The following is a 20941-nucleotide window of genomic DNA, read 5'->3' as shown; positions in this document are numbered from 1 at the left end:
TATTATGACTATGCTATTTGTACGAGAAGATTTCGCCAAGCTCATCATTGTTGGTGAAAGTACAATGCTGGTCGATCAATTCTCCAGTACCGATATTGATAATCATACCATGCACTGCAAGATCATTACGTTCTTTCCATGCATTTTGAATGATTGAGGTGGAACAAAGGTTAAAAACTTGCTCTTTTACATTAAGTTCGATTAAGCGATTTACTTTTTCTTCGTGCTCTTCAATCGCATCAATCTCAGCGCTATGTAAGCGATATACATCTTTGATATGGCCAAGCCAATTGTCGATAATACCATATTGCTTGCGGCTTAGAGAGGCAGCTACACCACCACAACCGTAGTGGCCCGCGATAATGACATGTTTTACTTTTAAAACATTGACCGCATAGTCTAACACCGACAGCATACTCATATCAGAGTGAATAACCATGTTGGCAATATTACGGTGTACAAATACCTCGCCCGGCTTTGTGCCTGTCAATTCATTAGCGGGTACTCGGCTATCTGCACAGCCGATCCAAAGAATTTCTGGATTCTGCCCTTTGGCAAGCTGCTGGAAACGCCCTGTTACGTCATTTTTCACAAATTCCATCCACTCTTTATTCCCTTTAATGATATTGTCAAATCCGATTATTAAATCTTTATTTTCCATATTTTTCTTATTTCACTCTTGCCCGCAGGCATCGTTTCTATTTTATGCTAGTATATACAAATGTCTAAATTCATTGTTTACTTCAAACAACTTATTTTCATTGAATAACTGTTCCTGATCTCAATGAAAGACGACTGCCGTCCCGACAGGATCTTTCATACACTATGATCTCTGGCAAAGCTTCTATCCAATGATGAATGTTTTGGTGCTAGGAAGGCTTTTTATAAACAACCTGCAAAAGTTCAATGTCTTTTCCTTTGCTTCTTGCATTCTGTTCAAAATCTTTGATGACTTCAATAACATCTTTATCGATAAATTTACTGAATGTCCCATCAATGCGGATCTTGCTGATCGATTTTGGTAAGCTGTATAATTTTTGTTGAATAGGAACTTTATTCAAAAATGATACTTCTTCAGCTAATGTAATGATAGCTTTATCTTCGTCGTTGTCTCTTTCAATATTGTATTTAAACGCATTTTTCATATTTGCTTTCAAGATATAGCAGGTTGCGACGACAATTCCTATACCTACCCCCATCAGCAAATCGGTAAAAACAATGGCTACAATGGTAACACAAAATGGGATAAATTGATCTAAACCTTTTTTGTACATGGAGGTGAACAGGCTTGGTTTTGCTAATTTATATCCTGTATGAAGGAGAATGGCGGCTAGACAGGCTAGTGGAATCATATTTAGCATTGTCGGGATTGCCAGCATAGCGACCAAAAGCCAAAGACCATGCATAATGGCAGATTGTCTCGTTTTTCCTCCCGCATTGACGTTTGCCGATGAGCGAACGATAACAGATGTTAAGGGTAGGCCCCCTAAAAGTCCGCTGGTCATATTACCGATTCCCTGCGCAACAAGTTCGCGGTTGGTTGGTGTATTTCTTTTGTAAGGATCTATTTTATCCACAGCTTCGATGCTCAATAAAGTTTCAAGGCTAGCGATAATCGCAATGGTAAACGCCGCAATCCACACCTCTTTGTTCACTACCTGTGTAAAATCCGGAAGTGTAAATAAACCCGTGAACTCCGAGAAAGAACCTACAACCGGAACTAAAACAAATTGCTTTTCATGCAATTGGAATGCTGATCCGTTGAAAAGGTAAGCTAAGCTGACACCTAAAATTACCACCACCAACGGGGCTGGAACTTTATTGAGCTTTGGAATCGCTGGCCAAAAGATAAGAATCGCTAAAGACAGCGCACAGATGGTCAATGCACCAAAGTTGATTGCTGAGACTATCGTGTCAAAATAAGCACCGATACCATGCCCATTATTCACTTCAAAGGCATGTGATTCCACCAAACCCAATGCTAAAGGAATTTGTTTCATGATAATCGTAATACCGATTGCCGCAAGCATCCCTACAATGACTGCTGAGGGGAAATAATTGCCTATCATTCCAGCTTTTAATATACCCAGAATGATTTGTATTATGCCAGCAATAACGACGGCAAGTAGAAAGGTTTCATATGCACCTAGGCTTTGAATAGCACCTAAGACTATAACAGTTAGACCGGCAGCTGGTCCACTTACACTGAGTGGTGATTTACTGATGGAAGCGACCACGATTCCACCAATTACACCTGTCAATAATCCTGCAAACAATGGCGCACCTGAGGCCATTGCAATTCCCAAACATAATGGAAGTGCCACCAAAAACACCACAACACTAGCAGGGAAGTCATATTTTAAGTCTCTTTTCGATAATTTTAGAAAAGCCGACGTACGAGTTCCAAACATAAAATTTGTGTTTATCTGTAAATAAAGTTTTCATTAAGCAACTATCAATAGCTGCAGCAATAACGCATCGAGAGCTTATTGTCCCGGAGCATCAACGCACCCACTGCACTCAAAAGGTCAACAATAGACCGATCGTGCCAGCGTAAAGAATGCTTAAGAAAAATCAAGAATGCGTACACGCTTTTTCTTTCGCGTGCAGGTCGATAGGAAAACATCCCGATAGGATGTCATTATACGTTAGGAGGGGGTGTTGGAACCGTAGGATGAAAAGCTAGAATGCTTTTCTCATTTTTAAGATAATTCTTTTGTTTTCCTTGGTTCTCAACGATTATAGTTTCGAATACAATAGGTTCTTCTGACTTCGTATTGAAAAATTTTGAGGCCGTCTCGAGTGTATCATTACTCGCGCCATTATTGTTCTCGATTTCCAGTTGTAAAACAACCTGTAAGATTGTACTTTGATCTAAACTATTGGAAAAAATAGGTGAAATAGATATAGCCATCTTTGTGAAAAAGATGATCGCGCAAAGGAACGCTGCCACAAATCTAAACCGCTTATTTAACATTTTTTATTACCTTTAGTTTTACTGTTTTACATCGTAAAAATAGCAATTCCATGTTAAATTCAAATTAGTAGTGCACTAAAAAATATATTTTGGCACTAAATTGTGACGAAGAAATTATTTTTATGAAACGTTTTTCAATGTTTATTGATTTATACATTTAAAGCCTTAGGTATGGCAAATAAAGAACAATTTATTGAGCAAGTAAAGGTATCCTATAACCCCAAAGGAGCATTCATTTATCTGGGTGCAGGGATTCTGAATGGGGAAATTCAATCTGAAGCAAAAGTGAATTTGGCGTTGAAAATGATGAACCGTCACGGTCTTATTGCTGGCGCTACAGGCACAGGTAAAACGCGTACGTTACAGTTAATCGCCGAGCAATTGTCGGATGCCGCTGTACCTGTATTTATGCTGGATGTCAAAGGCGACTTATCAGGTTTAGCAGAGCCAGGACTGACTAATCAGGCACTTATTGACCGCGGAAGTGCTGTGGGCATACCATTTGAGCCATCATCGTTTCCCGTTGAATTGTACTCACTTTCTGGCAACAAAGGAATTCCTATGCGGATGACTGTAGAGGACTTTGGACCGGTATTGCTGGGCCGGATACTGGAGCTCAATGAAACGCAAACGGGCGTATTAGCGGCTATGTTTAAATATGCGCAGGATCAACAAATGCCTTTGATCGATTTTTCAGACACGAAGAAATTGCTTACCTACCTCTCGGAAGGACCGGGTAGCGAAGAGATAAAAAATGATTACGGTAAGATTAGCTCCGCCAGCTCGGGAACCATCTTACGTAAGATCGTTGCATTGGAACAGCAAGGTCTAGCGCATATTTTTGGTGAGAGAGAATTTGACATCAACGATTTGTTTCAAAAGGTAGATGGTAAGGGCGTGATTAGCTTATTAAATATCTCCGATGTACAAGACCAACCCATACTTTATTCTACATTTTTGTTAAGCTTACTTGCACAGCTGTTTAAAAATATGCCTGAGGTTGGCGATTTGGACAAACCTAAACTTGTCTTTTTCTTTGACGAAGCCCATCTACTGTTTAACGGAGCTCCTAAAGCCTTTCTCACACAGGTTGATCAGATCATTCGTCTTATTCGATCGAAAGGGGTCGGGGTGTTCTTCTGTACACAGTCCCCAACCGATGTGCCAGAATCTGTATTGGCGCAGTTGGGAAATCGCGTACAACATGCCCTGCGTGCTTTTACACCCAACGATGCTGAAAACTTAAAGAAGATTGTTAAAACATATCCCAAATCCGACTTTTATGAAATTGATCAAGTCTTAACCTCCTTAGGGACAGGACAGGCATTGATTACCGTATTGAATGATAAAGGTATCCCCACAGAGGTTGTTGCTACGCATTTGGTACCTGCCCGTGCCGTGATGGGGCCTGCAAGTGGCGCAACAATCCAACAAATGATCAATCAGTCTGATTTAAAAGTTAAATACCAAGAGCGGCAAGAAAATCGCTCTGCGGCTGAAATCATAGAAGAACGAATCCAGGCTGCAGCACAGGAAGAACAACGCGCGGCCCAGGAAAAAAAAGCGGAAAAAGCGAGTCGGCCCACTTCTCGAAGACAGACTCCTTTGGAAGCCGCACAACGAACTGCTACAACGACTTTAGCGCGCGAAGGGGTGAAGTTTTTGGGCAAATTAGCGGCGGGATTATTAAACGCATTCTTAAAAAAGAAATAATACTAATTTTTTGATCTTTTTCGTTTCAATACTATACCTTTGAGGGTAGCACTGAGCTTGCCGAAATTTGCTTTTAAAGGCAAATTTAGCTAAGTTTACCCACGAGAAGAAAATTCTATTAACGCAATTTAAATATGAGTAAACCAACCCTTTTGATTTTGGCAGCAGGAATGGCTAGCCGGTATGGTTCTTTAAAACAAGTAGATGGTTTTGGCCCACACGGCGAGACAATTATTGACTATTCAATTTACGATGCCATTCGCGCAGGATTTGGAAAAGTTGTATTCATTATCCGGGAAGAATTTCTGGAAAAAATGAAAGCAGTATTTGATGAAAAATTGAAGGGTAAAATAGAAGTAGATTATGCTTTTCAAGATTTTGACCTAACGAAATTTGGTGTCAATCATGTGATTGAAAGAACTAAACCTTGGGGTACAGCACATGCGGTGATGAGTGCCAAAGATAAAGTTAAGGAACCATTTTGTGTCATCAATGCAGATGATTTTTACGGGGCCGATTCTTTTCAAAAAATGGCTGAATTCTTAACGACCGAGGTTTCTGACCAGCAGATGTCATTAATGGGTTTTCAGGTTGGAAATACCATGTCTGATTATGGTTATGTCTCGCGTGGAGTATGTGAGGTGACGCCTTCTGGCCATATGGAAAGTGTAACTGAACGGACAAATATATATTATAAAGGCGAAGGGGATAACCGCAAAATCGTGTACGAGGAAAATGGGGTGGAAACGGATCTTGATCCGAAAACGCGTGTTTCAATGAACTTTTGGGGTTTTACACCAAAAATTTTCGAAGTAGCACAAGCGATGTTCCCTGCTTTTGTTGAGGAAAACAAAGAAAATTTAAAAGCTGAATTTTTTATTCCTTCCGTACCTGATTATATGGTTAAACATAAGTTGGCGGATTTCAAAGTAATTCCAACTTCATCGAAATGGTTTGGAGTAACCTATAAAGAGGATAAACCTATTGTACAAGAATCAATATCAAAATTGGTTGCGGATGGAGTCTATCCTGAAAAGTTATTTTAAGAGCTAAAAGAAATAGCTTATCTTTCACCTGTATTGCCAGCAATACAGGTTTTTTTTTACCCCGTTTGGTAGATTAATGAGTAGAAATAGATCTTAGATGAAAAAAGTTCTTAAAGTGTTAGGTTATTTTATTTTAGGATTGTTGTCTTTTTGCGTGCTTTATATTGTCGCGGAATACAGTTTGTCGCGCATTTCAGCACCGCGAAAAGAAATCAACGGAGATAGGACAGTGCAGGTATTTGTCAAATCGAATGGTGTTCATACCGATATTGTATTACCGGTCGTCAACGAAGAGATGGATTGGTCGCAATTGTTTCCTTATGAAAATACGACCGGAAAACATCACGGATACCAATATGTTGGGATCGGCTGGGGGGACAAAGGATTTTATTTGGATACGCCCGAATGGAAGGATCTAAAAGCCTCGATCGCATTCATCGCTGCTTTCGGATTAGGCGAGTCCGCCATTCATGTGACCTATTATAATACCGTTCAGGAAGATGAATTATGTTTTTCTTACCAGATCAGTAGGTCACAATATCATGATTTGATACAATATATCAAACAATCATTAGACGGAAATCAAAACAAAGCTATTTTGGTAAAAACAAATGCACAATATGGGGATTCAGATGCATTTTATGAAGCGAAAGGTGCCTATAGTATGTTTTATTCCTGCAATACCTGGACAAATAATGCCTTAAAGAAGGCTGCAATGCCCGCTGGAATATGGGCTACATTCGATAAAGGAATATTAAGTCACTATAAAAACAAGCAATAGCTCGAAGCGTATAAAAAGTAGTTGTTGAATGTTGAGAAATCGATAAGCGACAGGGTTAAAATAAAAAAAGCTCCAGGATTAATGTCCCGGAGCTTTTTTTATGGGGAGGAGTGATTACTTCACTTCTTCGTAATCTACGTCAGTTACATCATCACCACCTTGGTTTCCACCTTGAGCTTGACCTGCATCACCTTGAGGTTGTTGTGCACCACCTTGAGAAGCAGCATACATTTCTTCAGAGGCAGCATTCCAAGCATTTTGCAATTCTTCAGAAGCAGCATCGATATCAGTAAAGTTTTTCGCTTCGTAAGCAGCTTTTAGTTTTGTTAAGCCAGCTTCAATTGGCGCTTTTTTATCTGCTGAAATTTTATCGCCATATTCTTTCAATTGTTTTTCAGTTGAGAAGATTAAAGCGTCAGCTGCATTTACTTTGTCAGCTTCTTCTTTCATTTTTTTGTCAGCATCAGCATTAGCTTCAGCTTCTTCTTTCATACGTTTGATTTCGTCATCAGACAAACCTGAAGATGCTTCAATGCGGATATTTTGTTCTTTTCCAGTAGCTTTATCTTTCGCAGATACTTTGATGATACCATTCGCATCAATATCAAAAGTAACTTCGATTTGAGGAACGCCACGAGGAGCTGGTGGAATGTCATTCAAATGGAAACGGCCGATTGTACGGTTTTGGTTTGCCATAGGACGCTCACCTTGTAAGATGTGAATTTCTACAGACGGCTGATTGTCTGAAGCAGTAGAGAACGTTTCCGATTTTTTAGTTGGAATTGTTGTATTTGCTTCGATCAATTTAGTCATCACACCACCCATTGTCTCAATACCCAATGAAAGTGGAGTTACATCCAATAATAAAACGTCTTTTACTTCACCTGTCAATACACCACCTTGGATAGCAGCACCTAAAGCGACAACTTCATCCGGGTTTACACCTTTAGAAGGCTCTTTTCCGAAGAATGCTTTTACCGCATCAACGATTGCAGGGATACGAGTAGAACCACCTACTAAGATAATTTCATCAATATCAGATTTGCTGAAACCAGCATTTTTCAATGCAGACTCACAAGGAGCAATTGTTCTCTTAATCAAGTCAGCTGCCAAAGCCTCAAATTTAGCGCGAGACAATGAACGAACTAAGTGTTTTGGACCAGTTGCATCAGCAGTGATATATGGCAAGTTGATTTCAGTAGAAGTTGCGCTTGATAACTCAATTTTCGCTTTCTCAGCAGCTTCTTTCAAACGTTGCAATGCCATTGGGTCTTTTTTCAAGTCAAAGCCATTGTTTTCGCTTTTGAATTCTTCATTCAACCAGTTGATGATTACGTTATCAAAGTCATCACCACCTAAGTGTGTGTCACCGTCAGTAGATTTAACCTCAAAGACTCCGTCACCTAATTCTAGTACAGAAACGTCATGAGTACCACCACCACAGTCAAACACAACAATTTTCATGTCTTTGTGTGCTTTGTCCAAACCATACGCTAAAGCTGCTGCTGTAGGTTCGTTGATGATACGTTTTACAGATAAACCAGCGATTTCACCAGCTTCTTTGGTTGCTTGACGTTGTGCGTCGTTGAAATACGCAGGAACTGTAATAACAGCTTCAGTTACTTCTTGACCTAAGAAATCTTCAGCTGTTTTCTTCATTTTTTGAAGAACCATAGCAGAGATCTCTTGTGGTGTATATTTGCGGTCGTCAATTTCTACGCGGGGTGTGTTATTGTCACCTTTAACGATATTATAAGGTACGTGTTCAGCTTCTTTTAACGCTTCATCGTATGAAAGTCCCATAAAACGTTTGATGGAATAAATAGTTTTATGTGGGTTAGTAATTGCTTGACGCTTTGCTGGGTCCCCAACTTTGCGCTCGCCACCCTCTACGAAAGCTACGATCGAAGGAGTTGTACGTTTACCTTCGTTGTTCGTAATTACTACAGGCTCGTTACCTTCCATTACGGCAACACATGAGTTTGTAGTACCTAAGTCAATTCCTATAATTTTAGACATATCTTGTGTTTTAATTTTTTACTTAAACAAATCTATCACTCTATTATCAACCCTTATGCCAATCCGACTTTTTTTTAAAAAAATCACTATTTGTCATCTATTTGTCTTTAGGTACTGCCAAACTGACATTTTCAATACACCAGTTGCTCTAAAATCCTTTTTTTTGCTGACTCGTTTTGTCGATTGCGTGGCATATATCTGCCAAATATTTCCGAGAATTCATTAAGTTCCATTTTTTTTGATTTCTTATCCCGCCACTCAGAAGGCGCAAGTTTATTGGTATATTCAATAGCTGTAGCCCAGTATTGAATATGCATTTCAGGAATCACGAGACCTATTATCATCCCAGGGAGACCGTGACTTAAGGCCGGTCCTGCTGAGACAGGGATTTCTTCCGAATAATAGGCAATCAGATACAATGAATCTTTGGTGGCACCATTCACCCGGCGGCAGTTTACACCGGCAATATTTCGGTATTCCTCGGTGAACCGCCAAGTAATGCTATCCAGTGTTTCCGAAAGAATGTATTTCTCGTCAATATCAAGCTGAATATCTGCGGTGCCTGCTTTCAGATCCTGATAAAGGACTTTACCATTTTTAGCTCCACCTCTAAATTGTCCTCTCGGGGTTGGGCCAGATCGAGCTGCCCCCTGAAATCTGCCCCCTCGACCATTGGCAGAAGTAGCTTTCGGTGCAGTCATTTTTATTGCGTTACTTTGCTTTTCACTTCCCACATTTTCCTCGGGCATTAATACCGTTGAATTCTCATCAAAGTACAATTTCAATTTTTCTGTGTGCGAATCAGGCATTTTATCCAGATAGTCCAGTATTCCTCCATCTCTGTCCATCCCTTTCGGATTCATGTCGTTTGACATCTGCCGCAGGCGCGCTTTTGTATAAGTGACCTTATCAAAACTGATCGTGCCTCTGCTTCCAAAATAGGCATATTGCGCCTGAAGCGATAATCCGCACATACAGCAGATCAGTACAGTTAAATATATTTTTTTAATCATTTCCTTTCCCTAGATATTTGTTGAAATCCCATTTTACACCGACCAAAAAATACTGCGTCAATACCTGTTGAACAGATTCGGAATAGTTGGTGTCACTTGCACTACGGCGTGTATTATTAAATGTGTTGAAAATGTCAAAAGCCTTTACACTTAGCGTCATGCTCTCATCTTTCAGTACTTTTTTCTCCAATTCGATATTGGTATAAAATTGATTGATTGATTTCTTATAAAGTTTCGTTGGTCCTGTGTAGCTATAGAAAATGTTTGCTACAATATTAAACTTTTTGGGTAAGAAGTATTTAACGTAGGTAGAAGTTCCGCCTTGAAAACTTGTAGCGTTGAACTGTTTGTTGATTGAATTTTGCTGAATATTAAAGCCCGCATTTGCAGAAAAGTCAAAATCAAATCCTTCTGAATCTTGCTCGTTTAAGCTCGACCCTAGGCTAAAATTGGCGTTCTTTGCATTGTTCAGCAGAAACTCGCCGCCGGATTGCCCCCCTTCAAACTTGGTATAACTATAACTATTGTTAAACCTAACGTTTGCACTTTTGTTAAAATTGATACGTCGATTGGACAGAGTCTGCATATGGTTAATATTCAATCCGCCGTTCCAGTTGGATTTACCGGATAGATTTTCATAAGTACTGATTTGTGCCGAGTTGTCCAATATGGTTGTTTTGTTAACAATAGGATTGTTCACAAAAGATAAGTTACCGTTGATATTAATATTGGTTCCTTTTAATAAACTGAAAGCATTATAATTGGCCGAAATATTATTGTTAACGGCACGTTTTAGGTCAGGATTACCAACTTGTTGAAACAAAGGATTGGTCTGAGGTTGTAAAGGCTGTAACTGATCAAACGACGGAATAATATTTGAACTCTGATAAGCAAAACGTAAATTTTTGCTGTTTGAAAGGCGATAATTGGCATCTACATTTAAATTGTTGTCCCAGAAATTACGTGCGAGATCGATTGATCTGTAACTATCGCTTAACTTTTGATTCTTAAAGAACGTACGGTTTGAAAAGTTTATTTCCCACTTTTCTCTGCGATAGGAAAAGTGAATATTAACACCTTGATTGGAGTTATTGTCGATTTGATTTTGCGAATATAGTGAATCAAACTTTTGCGTGATATTGTTTATCGATCTCTGTATGTTTGTATTCTTCGAATGATTGAAACTATAGCCGAGAGCTAGATTGACGTAATCGTTAATACGGTTATTGAAATTTATTGAGGTAGAGAAATCATTACCATTATTTTGACCATATCGATTTTGGTCAATAATAGTACTATCTCCTGTTTTGTAGAAATAAGTTCTTGAATTTACTTTACTGTCTGAATTTGACTCTTTGTGACTATTCCCAACCATAAGGTTGACAGAACGACCCGCTTTTAATCGTTTTCTATAATTCAAGCGAAAACTGTTGTTGGAGCTTGAAGAATTGGATTGATTGTTCTCGCTAAAGTCACTGATCAGGTTACCTGATTCATCACCTGTTTTGCTGTCGTTATAGGTAAGGTTATCACTGTTAGCCCAATTGGCGTTGGATTGAAGTTCGATATGTTGTGTGGAATCCAATCGCATACTAAGGTTTGACCTGAAACTATTACTTCGGCTGTGCCTTTCATTATAATTTTTACTGTTTTTTTGTTGAATAGATTCGTCGGGTAGCACATTTTTATTGTAAGTTTCCGAACGATTTTTGTCACTGCTGTTATCGTAACCATAATTGGCGTTTACTTTTAGGGCTTTTTTGAAGAACTGATTTTCATAGTTGGCGCCAAGGTTGGTGTTTAGTGGTTCGCCCGTAATTTGGTTGTTCATTCGAAGAGAGCCCTCACGACCGCTGGAACTACCCATATTATTGTGGCTGGCAGTAACGCCAATACGCTCGGTTTTATTAAACTTGGCAGCAAAGAGATTTCCAGCATACAGTCCTTGGGATCCTCCTAAGGCCTCCATGTTACCAAAGAGACCTTTTCGAGCTTTCTCCTTAAGTACAACGTTAACCGTTTGGATCCTTACGCCATCATCGATGCCCGAAAGCTCGGCCTCCTCCGATTTTTTCTCATAAAGCTGTACCTTGTCCACAGCATCTGCCCGTACATTTCTAATGGCTATTTTAGGGTCATAACCAAAAAATTCCTCCCCATCAATAAAGACCTTCTGTACTGATTTTCCCTGCGCCGTGATACTTCCATCTCCCGTAACGGTGAAACCAGGTAAACGACGAAGTAAATCTTCTAATTTGGCATTCTTTTCTGTTGCAAAACTTCCTGCATCATATTCTATGGTGTCACCTTTGAGCGTAATTGGAAGACGACGGGTGACAATCACCTCCTGCAAAACATTTCTTTGAGAATTTATTTTGATATCGTGCAAGTCGAGATCTTTGTCTGCAATTTGAATCGTATCACTATAGAGCTCAAACTTGGGATAGGTGGCCAGCATAATGTAACTCCCAGGTTTGATATTTTTAATTTGAAATCTTCCTTCTTCATTGGCGCGGTTAAAATAACGGAGGACTGAATCGCGGTTCAGTAGAATAATGGAAGCATGAGTTAGAGGCTTGTCATCTGCCTTGTCTAAAATCCTTCCCTTGATGTTTATTTGCGAGTGAGCGCTGTTGATGAGGGTAAATAGCAAAAATAGTAATTGAACTAATCTTTTCATGTCCGGGTGTTATCCTTCAAATATAATTTACTTAATCGTTAATAAATGTAAAATATCTTTTCTGAATGTAAAATCTTTGGTATATGGTGTCGGTATTTCAATTCTTTATTTCTTTAAAGGGAGTTTTGGAGCATTCTATTTTTTTATTGCATTCAATACAGACAGTTGCCACTAGGTATGTTGAGAAAGTTGAAAGTAAAATTTACCTTTGCATAAAATTGATGTTATGACTTTTGAAAATTACTTGCAACTATTCGAAGATATCTTAAACCATCCTGAGAATCACCCCACTTATCAAGATGAAGAATATTATCAATACACTAAAATGAATTGGGCCAGAATGGGTCGTTGGATAAAGCGATTTGAGCCAACTTCGGCTTTTGAACAGTTTGTGAAGTCAATTGCAGAAAAGCAACAATGGATTATTATTACTGAGCCTTGGTGTGGGGATGCAGCGCATTCTGTACCGATGCTCGCTAAGATGGCAGCCCAAAATCCCAATGTTACTGTCGATATCCAATTGCGAGATAGCGCTCCCTTTTTAATAGATTCGTATTTAACTAACGGTGGAAAATCTATTCCGATTCTTGTGATACGTGACGAAAATGGACAAGATTTAGCTGTCTGGGGACCACGCCCCGCAGCTTGTCAGGAATTGTTCTTGAAGTTGAAAGAGCAGGGAATGGATTTTTCTGGAATTAAAGAAGAAATTCAAAAGTGGTATAATACCGATAAAGGGGGCGCTATTCAACAGGAAATCCAGTCAGTGCTAGAAAAATAAGGGAAAGTACATTTTTTTCCTTGTCATGGTTTGGTAATGTGATGTTAAGCTAAATCCAATAAAATATGAACATTGAAGATTTAAGAGATTATTGTTTATCGATCGGTCCAGTCGTAGAAGAGACTCCATTTGGTCCGGATACACTTGTATTTAAGATTGGCGGCAAAATTTTTTTATTGGTTGGGCTGGATCAGATCGATGAACTTCGGTTTAATGTAAAGTGTGATCCCGAAATAGCAGTTGAATTGCGTGAAAAGTACGAACATACAGTGCTACCAGGCTATCATATGAATAAAAAACATTGGAATACGATTATTGCCAATCGAGAACTGGATGACAAAAAGCTTGAAGAACTAATTTTGCATAGTTATAGTCTAATAGTGGAAAGCTTGCCGACTAAAATTAAGCAGGAGATCAAGGGCGGTTGATAGCCCCTTCTTAAACACTTATTCGCCATCTATTCGTATCTTGCTTGTGAAAGCCCTAGTATTCTCTACTGTTCGCCTACTGTGGGGCCAATGTTTGCCTACTCTAATAGTGGGCGCCTAGTGTGCAGCCGTCGGACAGGTCCCGAATCGCTCCATTTTATAAAAAAAGTCCGCTAGAAATTAACTAACGGACTTTTATATACGGTACGTAGCCTATTCAGTTACATTTTCAATCCGATTTCTCTTAACCGCTCATCCAAGTATTGACCGGCTGTATAATCTTCGTAAACTTTAGGGTGCTCTGCATCGATGCATGATGCTAGTGAAGCCAGGCTCATGGAGGATTTTGGGTGCAAAAAGAAAGGGATAGAAAAACGAGAAGTTCCCATCTTTTCCCGTGGAGGATTGACAACACGGTGCGTTGTTGATTTCAGCTTATTATTTGTTAATCGTTGCAACATATCGCCCACATTAATAACAATATCTTCGCCTTTGGCTTTAATAGGGAACCATTCGCCATCTTTTGTCAATACTTCGAGACCATCCGCACTGGCACCAATTAATAACGTAATGAGGTTGATGTCTTCGTGTGCACCTGCACGAACAGCGTCAGGCGCTAAGGCATCAGGATCATTGATAGGGAAGTAATGGATCGCACGTAGAATAGAATTACCATTGATAACAAATTTTTCGAAGTAATTCTCTTCGAGGTCAAGGTAGGTCGCAATCGCTTTTAATAATTCCCGGCCTGTATCTTCAAGCTTTTTATAAACCTCAGCTGTAACACCGTTAAAGCGAGGAATTTCAGCAACTTCTGGATTGTCCGGGAAATCAGATTTGGAATATTCTTCGCCAACGATAGTTTGGCCGCGCTGCCAAAATTCTTTTAAGTCAGGAGTCTTTGCATCTTTAGCTTTTTCTCTTCCTTTTGCTGTATAACCACGCTGACCTGCCAATTCCGGAAACTCATATTTTTCCTTCGTCTCAGTAGGTAAGCTGAAAAATTCAGGCACTACTTGGTACAGCTCCTCTATCAGATCTTTTGATAAACCATGATTTGCAATCGTTACAAAGCCCGTTTCGTTAAACGCTTTGCCAATATCTTGAATAAATTGATTTCTTTGTTCTTGGGTTCCTTGTGTGTAATGCTGCAAGTCCAAGCGCGGTATGTTTACTAAAGCCATACAGTGTTGATATTTGTTTAGGACAAAGTTAACGGAATTAATTTTGATTATTACATAAAGGTTGTTAATAAAAGTTTTGAGCTGTGTTGTATCGTTCTGTATATCAGTATTTAAAAGTTTTCCACATTTCAGTGGTGTTCGTAGTTTCGCTTAACTTATCTACCGTCATGATGCTGACGAATATATGACAAAATTTGTAAGTTGATTGTTGCTATTCTAATTCTTAACAAGTATATTTGTTATGCAAGCATAATAAATAGCTTGAGAGTGCACTTATGAACCAAAATCAGACAATTGATTATTTTTTAAAAACAGGCTGGCAGACCATAGCCAATAAATACAATCAAATCGCTTCGCAGTACGGTTTTACCCAAGCGGCGGGTTATATTTTGATAAATATCCATAAAGAAGGTACGCCTGTTTCCCAGATTGCAAATCTGACGGGAGTTAAAACAACTAGTTTGTCTCGGGTGTTGAATAATTTGGAGTCGCTGGGATTTATTTACCGTGAGACTAGCGAAACGGATAAAAGATCTGTCAAAGTATATTTGACAGAACTAGGTCGTGAAAAAAGGAGAATTGCTAAAGATGTCGTGCGTAATTTCAATCAATATCTAGCGGATAATTTTTCAGAAAATGAGCGTGAACAATTGATTGCTTCGCTAGCGAAACTAAATGATCTTGCAAACAACTACAAGGAAGAAGTAATCGTCTAGAATTTAAACCAAATGTACAGAAGTGCATACTAAATATGTTATGATGAACAGAAATATTAGAAAAGTGGCAGTTCTCGGTTCGGGTGTTATGGGCTCGCGAATTGCTTGTCATTTTGCTAACATTGGTGTTGAAGTTTTACTGTTGGATATCGTTCCGCGTGAGCTTCTCCCAGCGGAAGAAGCCAAGGGCCTCACGTTGGAGAGCAAGATCGTCCGGGATCGTATTGTTAACAGTTCTTTAGAAACGGCTTTAAAAACAAATCCATCGCCAATTTATAGCAAGTCTTTTGTTAAACGAATCAAAACAGGAAACTTTGATGATAATCTTAAAGATATTGCCCACGTGGATTGGATTATCGAGGTTGTCGTTGAGCGACTTGATGTTAAACAATCTGTTTTCGAGCGTGTTGAGCAATTTCGTAAACCTGGAACATTAATTACTTCCAATACTTCTGGTATCCCTATTCATTTAATGACAGAAGGGCGAAGTGAGGATTTTAAAGATCATTTCTGCGGCACACACTTCTTCAATCCGCCGCGCTATCTCCCTTTATTGGAAGTTATTCCAACACCGCATACCAAGCCCGAGGTTGTTGACTTTATACTTCACTTTGGTGACAAGATGTTGGGTAAATCGGTTGTGTTATGTAAAGACACTCCGGCGTTTATTGGTAATCGTATCGGTGTTTATTCGATGTTGGCGGTTACTCATTTAGTGGAACCTCTTGGATTGACCGTTGAGGAGGTCGACAAATATACAGGTCCTGCAATGGGGCATCCCAAATCGGCGACTTTTCGTACGGCTGATGTTGTAGGGCTTGATACCCTGGTGAATGTTGCCAATGGCCTGGCGCAAAATGCGCCAGAAGATGAAGCCAAGGGTGTCTTTCAACTTCCAGCATTCATCAGTAAGATGGTAGAGAATAAATGGTTGGGTGAGAAAACCAAGAAAGGGTTTTATGAAAAAGTAAAAGCTGCCGATGGTAATTCGGAGATTTTGTCTCTAAATCTAAAAACACTGGAATTTGGTTCACAACAAAAAGTGAAATCAGCTACTTTGGAAGCCACCAAGCCTGTGGAGGATATCCGCAAGCGGATGAAAGTATATGAACAAGGGAGCGATAAAGCGGCGGAACTTTTCCGTGCCATGCATTATCCATTGTTTGAATATGTATCACGCCGTGTTCCCGAAATTACAGATGACTTCTTCCGCATTGATGATGCTATGCGAGCTGGATTTGGATGGGAGTTAGGACCATTTGAAGTATGGGATGCTTTAGGTGTTCGCGAGACGTTAGCTAAAATTAAGGCAGAAGAAAAACGACTTCCAGGTCAAAATGGTGAAGTTGCGCCCTGGGTACATGAAATGCTAGATGCAGGACATGAATCTTTCTATAAAATTGAAAATGGCGTGCGCCATTATTATGATATTGCATCGAAGTCGTATAAGCCTATTCCCGGAACAGAGGAACTTATTGTGTTGGATCATATCCGTGAAAGTAAAACGATCTGGAAAAATACAGGTGTTTCCATTATAGATCTCGGTGATGGTATTATCAATTGTGAATTCCACACGAAGATGAATACCATTGGTGGCGATGTGATTCAAGGTTTGAATAAAGCGATCGATCTTGCCGAAAAAGAATACCGCGGATTGGTAGTTTCTAATGATGGGAAAAATTTCTCCGCTGGCGCCAACATCGGAATGATTTTCATGATGGCCGTAGAACAGGATTTTGATGAATTGAATATGGCAGTCCGTGCCTTTCAAAATACATCCATGCGCTTACGCTATTCGTCAATACCTGTAGTCGTTGCGCCATTTCAAATGACCCTCGGTGGGGGCTGTGAATTCTCCATGCATGCTGATTTTGTGCAGGCTCACGCCGAAACCTATATGGGCTTGGTTGAACTTGGCGTTGGTGTTATTCCCGGTGGCGGTGGAACCAAAGAATTTACATTACGTGCCTCGGAGGAATTTAAGGAGGATCAGATTGTTCAGAACACCCTGAAAGATAAATTCCTGACCATTGGGCAGGCGAAAGTTTCGACTTCTGCTTATGAAGCCTATGAACTCGGCTATTTGCAGAAAGATAAATTTGCAATTACAATGAACCGGGCCCGCCTTTTGGCAGATGCCAAAGCAAAGGCACTGGAATTGGCTGATGAGGGTTATGTTCAGCCTGCTCCACGCAATGATATCAAGGTTTTAGGAAACCAAGGATTAGGGATCGTGTATGTGGGGGCTTCATCAATGCGTGAAGGTAATTATATCTCTGATTATGATCGAAAGATCTCAGAAAAACTAGGTTGGGTGATGTGTGGTGGAAATTTATCGTCACCGACCGAAGTGTCTGAACAATATCTATTGGATCTAGAGCGTAAAACTTTCCTCGAGCTTTGTGCCGAACGCAAAACGCTTGAAAGGATTCAATTTATGCTGACCAAGGGTAAGCCTTTACGGAACTAAAATCACTACTCACGAAAAAATTAAAAATAATGGAAGCATACATAGTAGCAGGATTTCGTACAGCAGTAGGCAAAGCGCCTCGGGGAGTATTTCGCTTTATGCGGGCGGATGATTTAGCATCGGATGTGATTAAGCATCTCGTATCTACTGTGCCGAATTTAAATAAAGAAGATATAGACGATGTCATCGTTGGGAATGCCATGCCGGAAGCGGAGCAGGGACTCAATATGGCTCGTTTCATTTCACTGATGGGATTGGATACGGATAAGGTCCCGGGAGTAACCGTTAATCGGTACTGTGCTTCAGGTTTGGAGACTATTGCAACAGCCGTCGCAAAGATCAAGACTGGCATGGCAGATGTTATTATCGCCGGTGGGGTAGAGGTGATGTCCGGAATGCCCTTTGGAGGTTGGAAAATTGTGCCTAATCATGTCGTGGCAAAAGAGCATCCCGATTGGTATTGGGGTATGGGATTGACTGCCGAAGCTGTAGCCAAAGATTACAATGTCTCACGTGAAGATCAGGATGCTTTTGCACTTAAATCAAATCAAAAGGCAGTTGCAGCTATTCAAAATGGTCATTTGAAAGATGGCATTGTGCCTATCACCGTAAAGGAAAATTACTTGAAAGACGGCAAGATTGCAATACGTGAGTATGTTGTTGATACGGATGAAGGTCCTCGAGCCGATACTTCCCTGGAGGCTTTAGGGAAATTAAAACCAGTTTTTGCAGCGAATGGTTCCGTGACAGCGGGGAATTCCTCACAAACTTCTGATGGGGCTGCATTTGTCTTGGTGATGTCTGAAGCAAAAGTGAAAGAGCTTGGTGTAAAACCTATAGCAAAGCTCGTTAGTTTTGCTGTAGCAGGTGTTCCACCTCGCATTATGGGTATCGGACCTATCTATGCCATACCCAAGGCTTTGGCAAAAGCGGGTCTTAAAAAGGAAGATATTGATCTCTTTGAGTTGAATGAAGCGTTCGCCTCTCAATCGCTAGCCGTTATTCGTGAACTTGGATTAGACGAAGAGAAAGTAAATGTCAATGGTGGTGCCATCGCTTTAGGGCATCCTCTTGGATGTACAGGAGCTAAATTGACGGTCCAAGTCTTAAACGAGTTGAAACGCAGAGGCAAAAAATATGGCATGGTGACGATGTGTGTCGGAACTGGTCAAGGAGCAGCTGGTATTTTTGAGTTATTGGACTAAAATTAGCCGCTAAGGATAGCAATATAAACGAAATATGGATCTCTGATCTCATAACGCATAGAAGTATTTAAAAACATTGTGGACAGCAGCATCACGTAGCAGTGATTTGCTGATCCCTATAAATCTAAAAAGACAATGAGCGAAAATAAAGCAATTAAAGGCGGAGAGTTCGTGATTAGAGAGACTCCCTATACAGCCGTTTTTATTCCGGAAGAGTTTGATGAAGAAGCTAAAATGATTCGACAGACCTGCTTAGATTTCTTGGATACCGAAGTACTAAATAAGCTTGACCGTATCGATGCACAAGAGGAAGGTCTAATGCCCAGTTTGATGGATAAGGCCGGTGAACTTGGCATGCTGGGAGTTTCTATTCCCGAAGAATATGGTGGTTTCGGCAAGAATTTCAACACGTCTATGCTTGTTGCTGATGCGGTAGGTGGCGGGTTTTCTTTTGCTGTCGCATTGTCTGCTCATACGGGTATCGGTACGCTGCCTATTTTGTATTATGGTAATGATGCCCAAAAGGCAAAATATGTTCCAAAGCTTGCTACTGGTGAATGGAAGGCGTCGTACTGTTTGACAGAGCCCAATGCTGGATCGGACGCAAATTCGGGCCGTACTTCCGCAAAATTAAATGCCGAGGGGACACATTATTTGATCAATGGACAAAAAATGTGGATTACAAACGGCGGTTTTGCAGATATCTTCATCGTATTTGCAAAAATCGATGATGATAAAAACCTGACAGCATTTATTGTTGAGAAAGACTTTGGTGGCATCACGATGAATCCCGAAGAACATAAATTGGGTATTAAGGGATCTTCAACACGACAGATCTTTTTCAATGATTGCGCCGTTCCTGTAGAGAATATGCTTTCTGATCGTGAAAATGGATTTAAGATTGCTGTAAATATCCTGAATATTGGCCGTATAAAACTAGGCGCTGCCACGATCGGTTCGGCACGAATGGTGATCAACCATGCGGTGCAATATGCCAATGAACGTGTGCAGTTTAATCTGCCGATTTCCAAATTTGGCGCCATTCGTTATAAGCTGGCTGAGATGGCAACACGTTTGTTTGCTGTGGAGTCGGCATCGTATCGTGCCGGTCAAAATATTGATGATGCCTACGATGCATTGATTGCTGGCGGTATGGATGAAGCAAAAGCAAAGTTGAAGTCTGTGGAGCAGTTTGCAATTGAGTGCGCTATCATCAAAGTATGGTGCTCGGAGATGTTGGATTATGTGGTTGACGAAGGCGTGCAGATTTATGGTGGAATGGGTTACTCGGCAGATGCGCCAATGGAACGCGCTTATCGGGATTCACGGATCAACAGGATCTTTGAAGGTACCAATGAAGTGAATCGATTGCTTGTCGTTGACATGCTGTTAAAACGGGCCATGAAAGGTGAATTGGATCTGATGGGACCTGCGCAAGCCGTAGCTGGAGAGCTTCTCGCTATTCCGGATTTTGGTGAAGAGGACGATGCGCCTTTCGCTGCAGAAAAGAAAATTGTGGCAAACCTTAAAAAAGCTGGGTTATTGATTGCGGGAGCAGCCGTACAGAAATTGATGATGTCGCTTTCCAAAGAAGAGGAAATCCTCATGAATATTGCGGATATTATCGGGTATGTTTATATCACCGAGTCAGTCTTGTTACGTGCAGAAAAATTGCTGCATACAGGATCTGATAAAGCAGACTATGCAAAAGATATGGCTAAGATCTACCTGTATGGTGCTATTGATAAAATCAGCGCTGCCGGTAAAGAAGCATTATATTCTTTTGGTGAAGGTGATGAACTGAATATGATGTTGGTTGGTTTGCGCAGATTCACGAAAGCACAGCCATTTAATGTGAAAGATGCCCGTCAGCGAATCGCTAAGAAATTGATAGATGAGAATAAATATTGTTTTTGATTGATAATAGA

16 protein-coding genes are annotated in these 20941 nt (G+C 40.3%); 9 read left to right on the top strand and 7 right to left on the bottom strand.

What is annotated here, in order from left to right; all coding sequences use genetic code 11:
• Window positions 1–13: 13 nt before the first annotated feature.
• From B2107_RS17945 to B2107_RS17935, 3 genes are all read right to left on the bottom strand, one after another.
• Window positions 14–661 carry a carbonic anhydrase gene (locus B2107_RS17945; RefSeq protein ID WP_293957103.1) on the bottom strand — a complete coding sequence of 216 codons (648 nt, stop codon included), beginning with the start codon at window positions 659–661 and terminating at the stop codon, window positions 14–16.
• 208 nt (window positions 662–869) lie between these two features.
• Window positions 870–2411, bottom strand: coding sequence for a SulP family inorganic anion transporter (locus tag B2107_RS17940; protein WP_293957102.1), 1542 nt, complete (start codon window positions 2409–2411; stop codon window positions 870–872).
• Between the two features lie 230 nt (window positions 2412–2641).
• A complete protein-coding gene (locus B2107_RS17935; protein ID WP_293957100.1) occupies window positions 2642–2914 on the bottom strand; it encodes a hypothetical protein in 273 nt (90 codons plus the stop codon).
• Between the two features lie 234 nt (window positions 2915–3148).
• On the opposite strand from B2107_RS17935, the gene B2107_RS17930 reads away from it, so the two are divergent.
• The 3 genes from B2107_RS17930 to B2107_RS17920 all read left to right on the top strand — a co-directional run bounded on the left by B2107_RS17930 (window position 3149) and on the right by B2107_RS17920 (window position 6517).
• Entirely contained in the window at window positions 3149–4690 is a 1542-nt protein-coding gene (locus tag B2107_RS17930; protein WP_293957099.1) for a helicase HerA-like domain-containing protein, read from the top strand.
• Window positions 4691–4824: 134 nt separating this feature from the next.
• Window positions 4825–5736 (top strand): sugar phosphate nucleotidyltransferase, encoded by a 912-nt coding sequence (locus B2107_RS17925; protein WP_293957098.1) that lies wholly within the window; start codon window positions 4825–4827, stop codon window positions 5734–5736.
• Between the two features lie 97 nt (window positions 5737–5833).
• Window positions 5834–6517 carry a TIGR02117 family protein gene (locus B2107_RS17920; RefSeq protein WP_293957096.1) on the top strand — a complete coding sequence of 228 codons (684 nt, stop codon included), beginning with the start codon at window positions 5834–5836 and terminating at the stop codon, window positions 6515–6517.
• Between the two features lie 114 nt (window positions 6518–6631).
• On the opposite strand, the gene dnaK is transcribed toward B2107_RS17920, so the two are convergent.
• The 3 genes from dnaK to B2107_RS17905 all read right to left on the bottom strand — a co-directional run bounded on the left by dnaK (window position 6632) and on the right by B2107_RS17905 (window position 12229).
• Entirely contained in the window at window positions 6632–8536 is a 1905-nt protein-coding gene (gene dnaK, locus B2107_RS17915; RefSeq protein WP_293957095.1) for a molecular chaperone DnaK, read from the bottom strand.
• Window positions 8537–8667: 131 nt separating this feature from the next.
• Window positions 8668–9549, bottom strand: a complete 882-nt coding sequence (locus B2107_RS17910; protein WP_293957094.1) for a GLPGLI family protein — start codon at window positions 9547–9549, stop codon at window positions 8668–8670.
• Complete coding sequence (locus B2107_RS17905) at window positions 9542–12229, bottom strand: TonB-dependent receptor (RefSeq protein WP_293957093.1); 2688 nt, start codon at window positions 12227–12229, stop codon at window positions 9542–9544. Before B2107_RS17905 ends, B2107_RS17910 begins: the two co-directional genes overlap by 8 nt.
• A gap of 226 nt (window positions 12230–12455) precedes the next feature.
• On the opposite strand from B2107_RS17905, the gene B2107_RS17900 reads away from it, so the two are divergent.
• Window positions 12456–13010, top strand: coding sequence for a thioredoxin family protein (locus tag B2107_RS17900; RefSeq protein ID WP_293957092.1), 555 nt, complete (start codon window positions 12456–12458; stop codon window positions 13008–13010).
• 65 nt (window positions 13011–13075) lie between these two features.
• Complete coding sequence (locus B2107_RS17895) at window positions 13076–13438, top strand: MmcQ/YjbR family DNA-binding protein (protein WP_293957091.1); 363 nt, start codon at window positions 13076–13078, stop codon at window positions 13436–13438.
• Between the two features lie 221 nt (window positions 13439–13659).
• Here the strand turns inward: B2107_RS17895 and B2107_RS17890 are convergent, their stop codons facing one another.
• Complete coding sequence (locus B2107_RS17890) at window positions 13660–14622, bottom strand: isopenicillin N synthase family dioxygenase (protein ID WP_293957089.1); 963 nt, start codon at window positions 14620–14622, stop codon at window positions 13660–13662.
• 275 nt (window positions 14623–14897) lie between these two features.
• Here B2107_RS17890 and B2107_RS17885 point away from each other — a divergent pair, with 275 nt between their 5' ends.
• The 4 genes from B2107_RS17885 (at window position 14898) to B2107_RS17870 (ending at window position 20930) form a co-directional block, all read left to right on the top strand.
• Window positions 14898–15338 carry a MarR family winged helix-turn-helix transcriptional regulator gene (locus B2107_RS17885; protein ID WP_293957087.1) on the top strand — a complete coding sequence of 147 codons (441 nt, stop codon included), beginning with the start codon at window positions 14898–14900 and terminating at the stop codon, window positions 15336–15338.
• 40 nt (window positions 15339–15378) lie between these two features.
• A complete protein-coding gene (locus B2107_RS17880) occupies window positions 15379–17808 on the top strand; it encodes a 3-hydroxyacyl-CoA dehydrogenase/enoyl-CoA hydratase family protein (protein ID WP_293957086.1) in 2430 nt (809 codons plus the stop codon).
• Window positions 17809–17837: 29 nt separating this feature from the next.
• Window positions 17838–19013, top strand: a complete 1176-nt coding sequence (locus tag B2107_RS17875) for an acetyl-CoA C-acyltransferase (RefSeq protein WP_293957084.1) — start codon at window positions 17838–17840, stop codon at window positions 19011–19013.
• 135 nt (window positions 19014–19148) lie between these two features.
• Window positions 19149–20930: an acyl-CoA dehydrogenase family protein gene (locus B2107_RS17870; protein ID WP_120335063.1), complete on the top strand. Its 1782-nt coding sequence runs from the start codon at window positions 19149–19151 to the stop codon at window positions 20928–20930.
• The last annotated feature ends 11 nt before the right edge of the window (window positions 20931–20941 follow it).

The organism is Sphingobacterium sp. UBA7855 (assembly GCA_002500745.1).
Taxonomy (GTDB): domain Bacteria; phylum Bacteroidota; class Bacteroidia; order Sphingobacteriales; family Sphingobacteriaceae; genus Sphingobacterium.
This window is presented reverse-complemented; position numbering and strand designations above follow the sequence as displayed.

Bases quoted from the DNA above. Each gene is read 5' to 3' on its own strand.
- B2107_RS17895 (WP_293957091.1), top strand. From the start codon at position 13,076: ATGAACATTGAAGATTTAAGAGATTATTGTTTATCGATCGGTCCAGTC.
- B2107_RS17920 (WP_293957096.1), top strand. From the start codon at position 5,834: ATGAAAAAAGTTCTTAAAGTGTTAGGTTATTTTATTTTAGGATTGTTG.
- B2107_RS17885 (WP_293957087.1), top strand. From the start codon at position 14,898: ATGAACCAAAATCAGACAATTGATTATTTTTTAAAAACAGGCTGGCAG.
- B2107_RS17940 (WP_293957102.1), bottom strand. From the start codon at position 2,411: ATGTTTGGAACTCGTACGTCGGCTTTTCTAAAATTATCGAAAAGAGAC.
- B2107_RS17935 (WP_293957100.1), bottom strand. From the start codon at position 2,914: ATGGCTATATCTATTTCACCTATTTTTTCCAATAGTTTAGATCAAAGT.
- B2107_RS17905 (WP_293957093.1), bottom strand. From the start codon at position 12,229: ATGAAAAGATTAGTTCAATTACTATTTTTGCTATTTACCCTCATCAAC.
- B2107_RS17880 (WP_293957086.1), top strand. From the start codon at position 15,379: ATGATGAACAGAAATATTAGAAAAGTGGCAGTTCTCGGTTCGGGTGTT.
- dnaK (WP_293957095.1), bottom strand. From the start codon at position 8,536: ATGTCTAAAATTATAGGAATTGACTTAGGTACTACAAACTCATGTGTT.
- B2107_RS17870 (WP_120335063.1), top strand. From the start codon at position 19,149: ATGAGCGAAAATAAAGCAATTAAAGGCGGAGAGTTCGTGATTAGAGAG.
- B2107_RS17925 (WP_293957098.1), top strand. From the start codon at position 4,825: ATGAGTAAACCAACCCTTTTGATTTTGGCAGCAGGAATGGCTAGCCGG.
- B2107_RS17890 (WP_293957089.1), bottom strand. From the start codon at position 14,622: ATGGCTTTAGTAAACATACCGCGCTTGGACTTGCAGCATTACACACAA.
- B2107_RS17910 (WP_293957094.1), bottom strand. From the start codon at position 9,549: ATGATTAAAAAAATATATTTAACTGTACTGATCTGCTGTATGTGCGGA.
- B2107_RS17875 (WP_293957084.1), top strand. From the start codon at position 17,838: ATGGAAGCATACATAGTAGCAGGATTTCGTACAGCAGTAGGCAAAGCG.
- B2107_RS17945 (WP_293957103.1), bottom strand. From the start codon at position 661: ATGGAAAATAAAGATTTAATAATCGGATTTGACAATATCATTAAAGGG.
- B2107_RS17900 (WP_293957092.1), top strand. From the start codon at position 12,456: ATGACTTTTGAAAATTACTTGCAACTATTCGAAGATATCTTAAACCAT.
- B2107_RS17930 (WP_293957099.1), top strand. From the start codon at position 3,149: ATGGCAAATAAAGAACAATTTATTGAGCAAGTAAAGGTATCCTATAAC.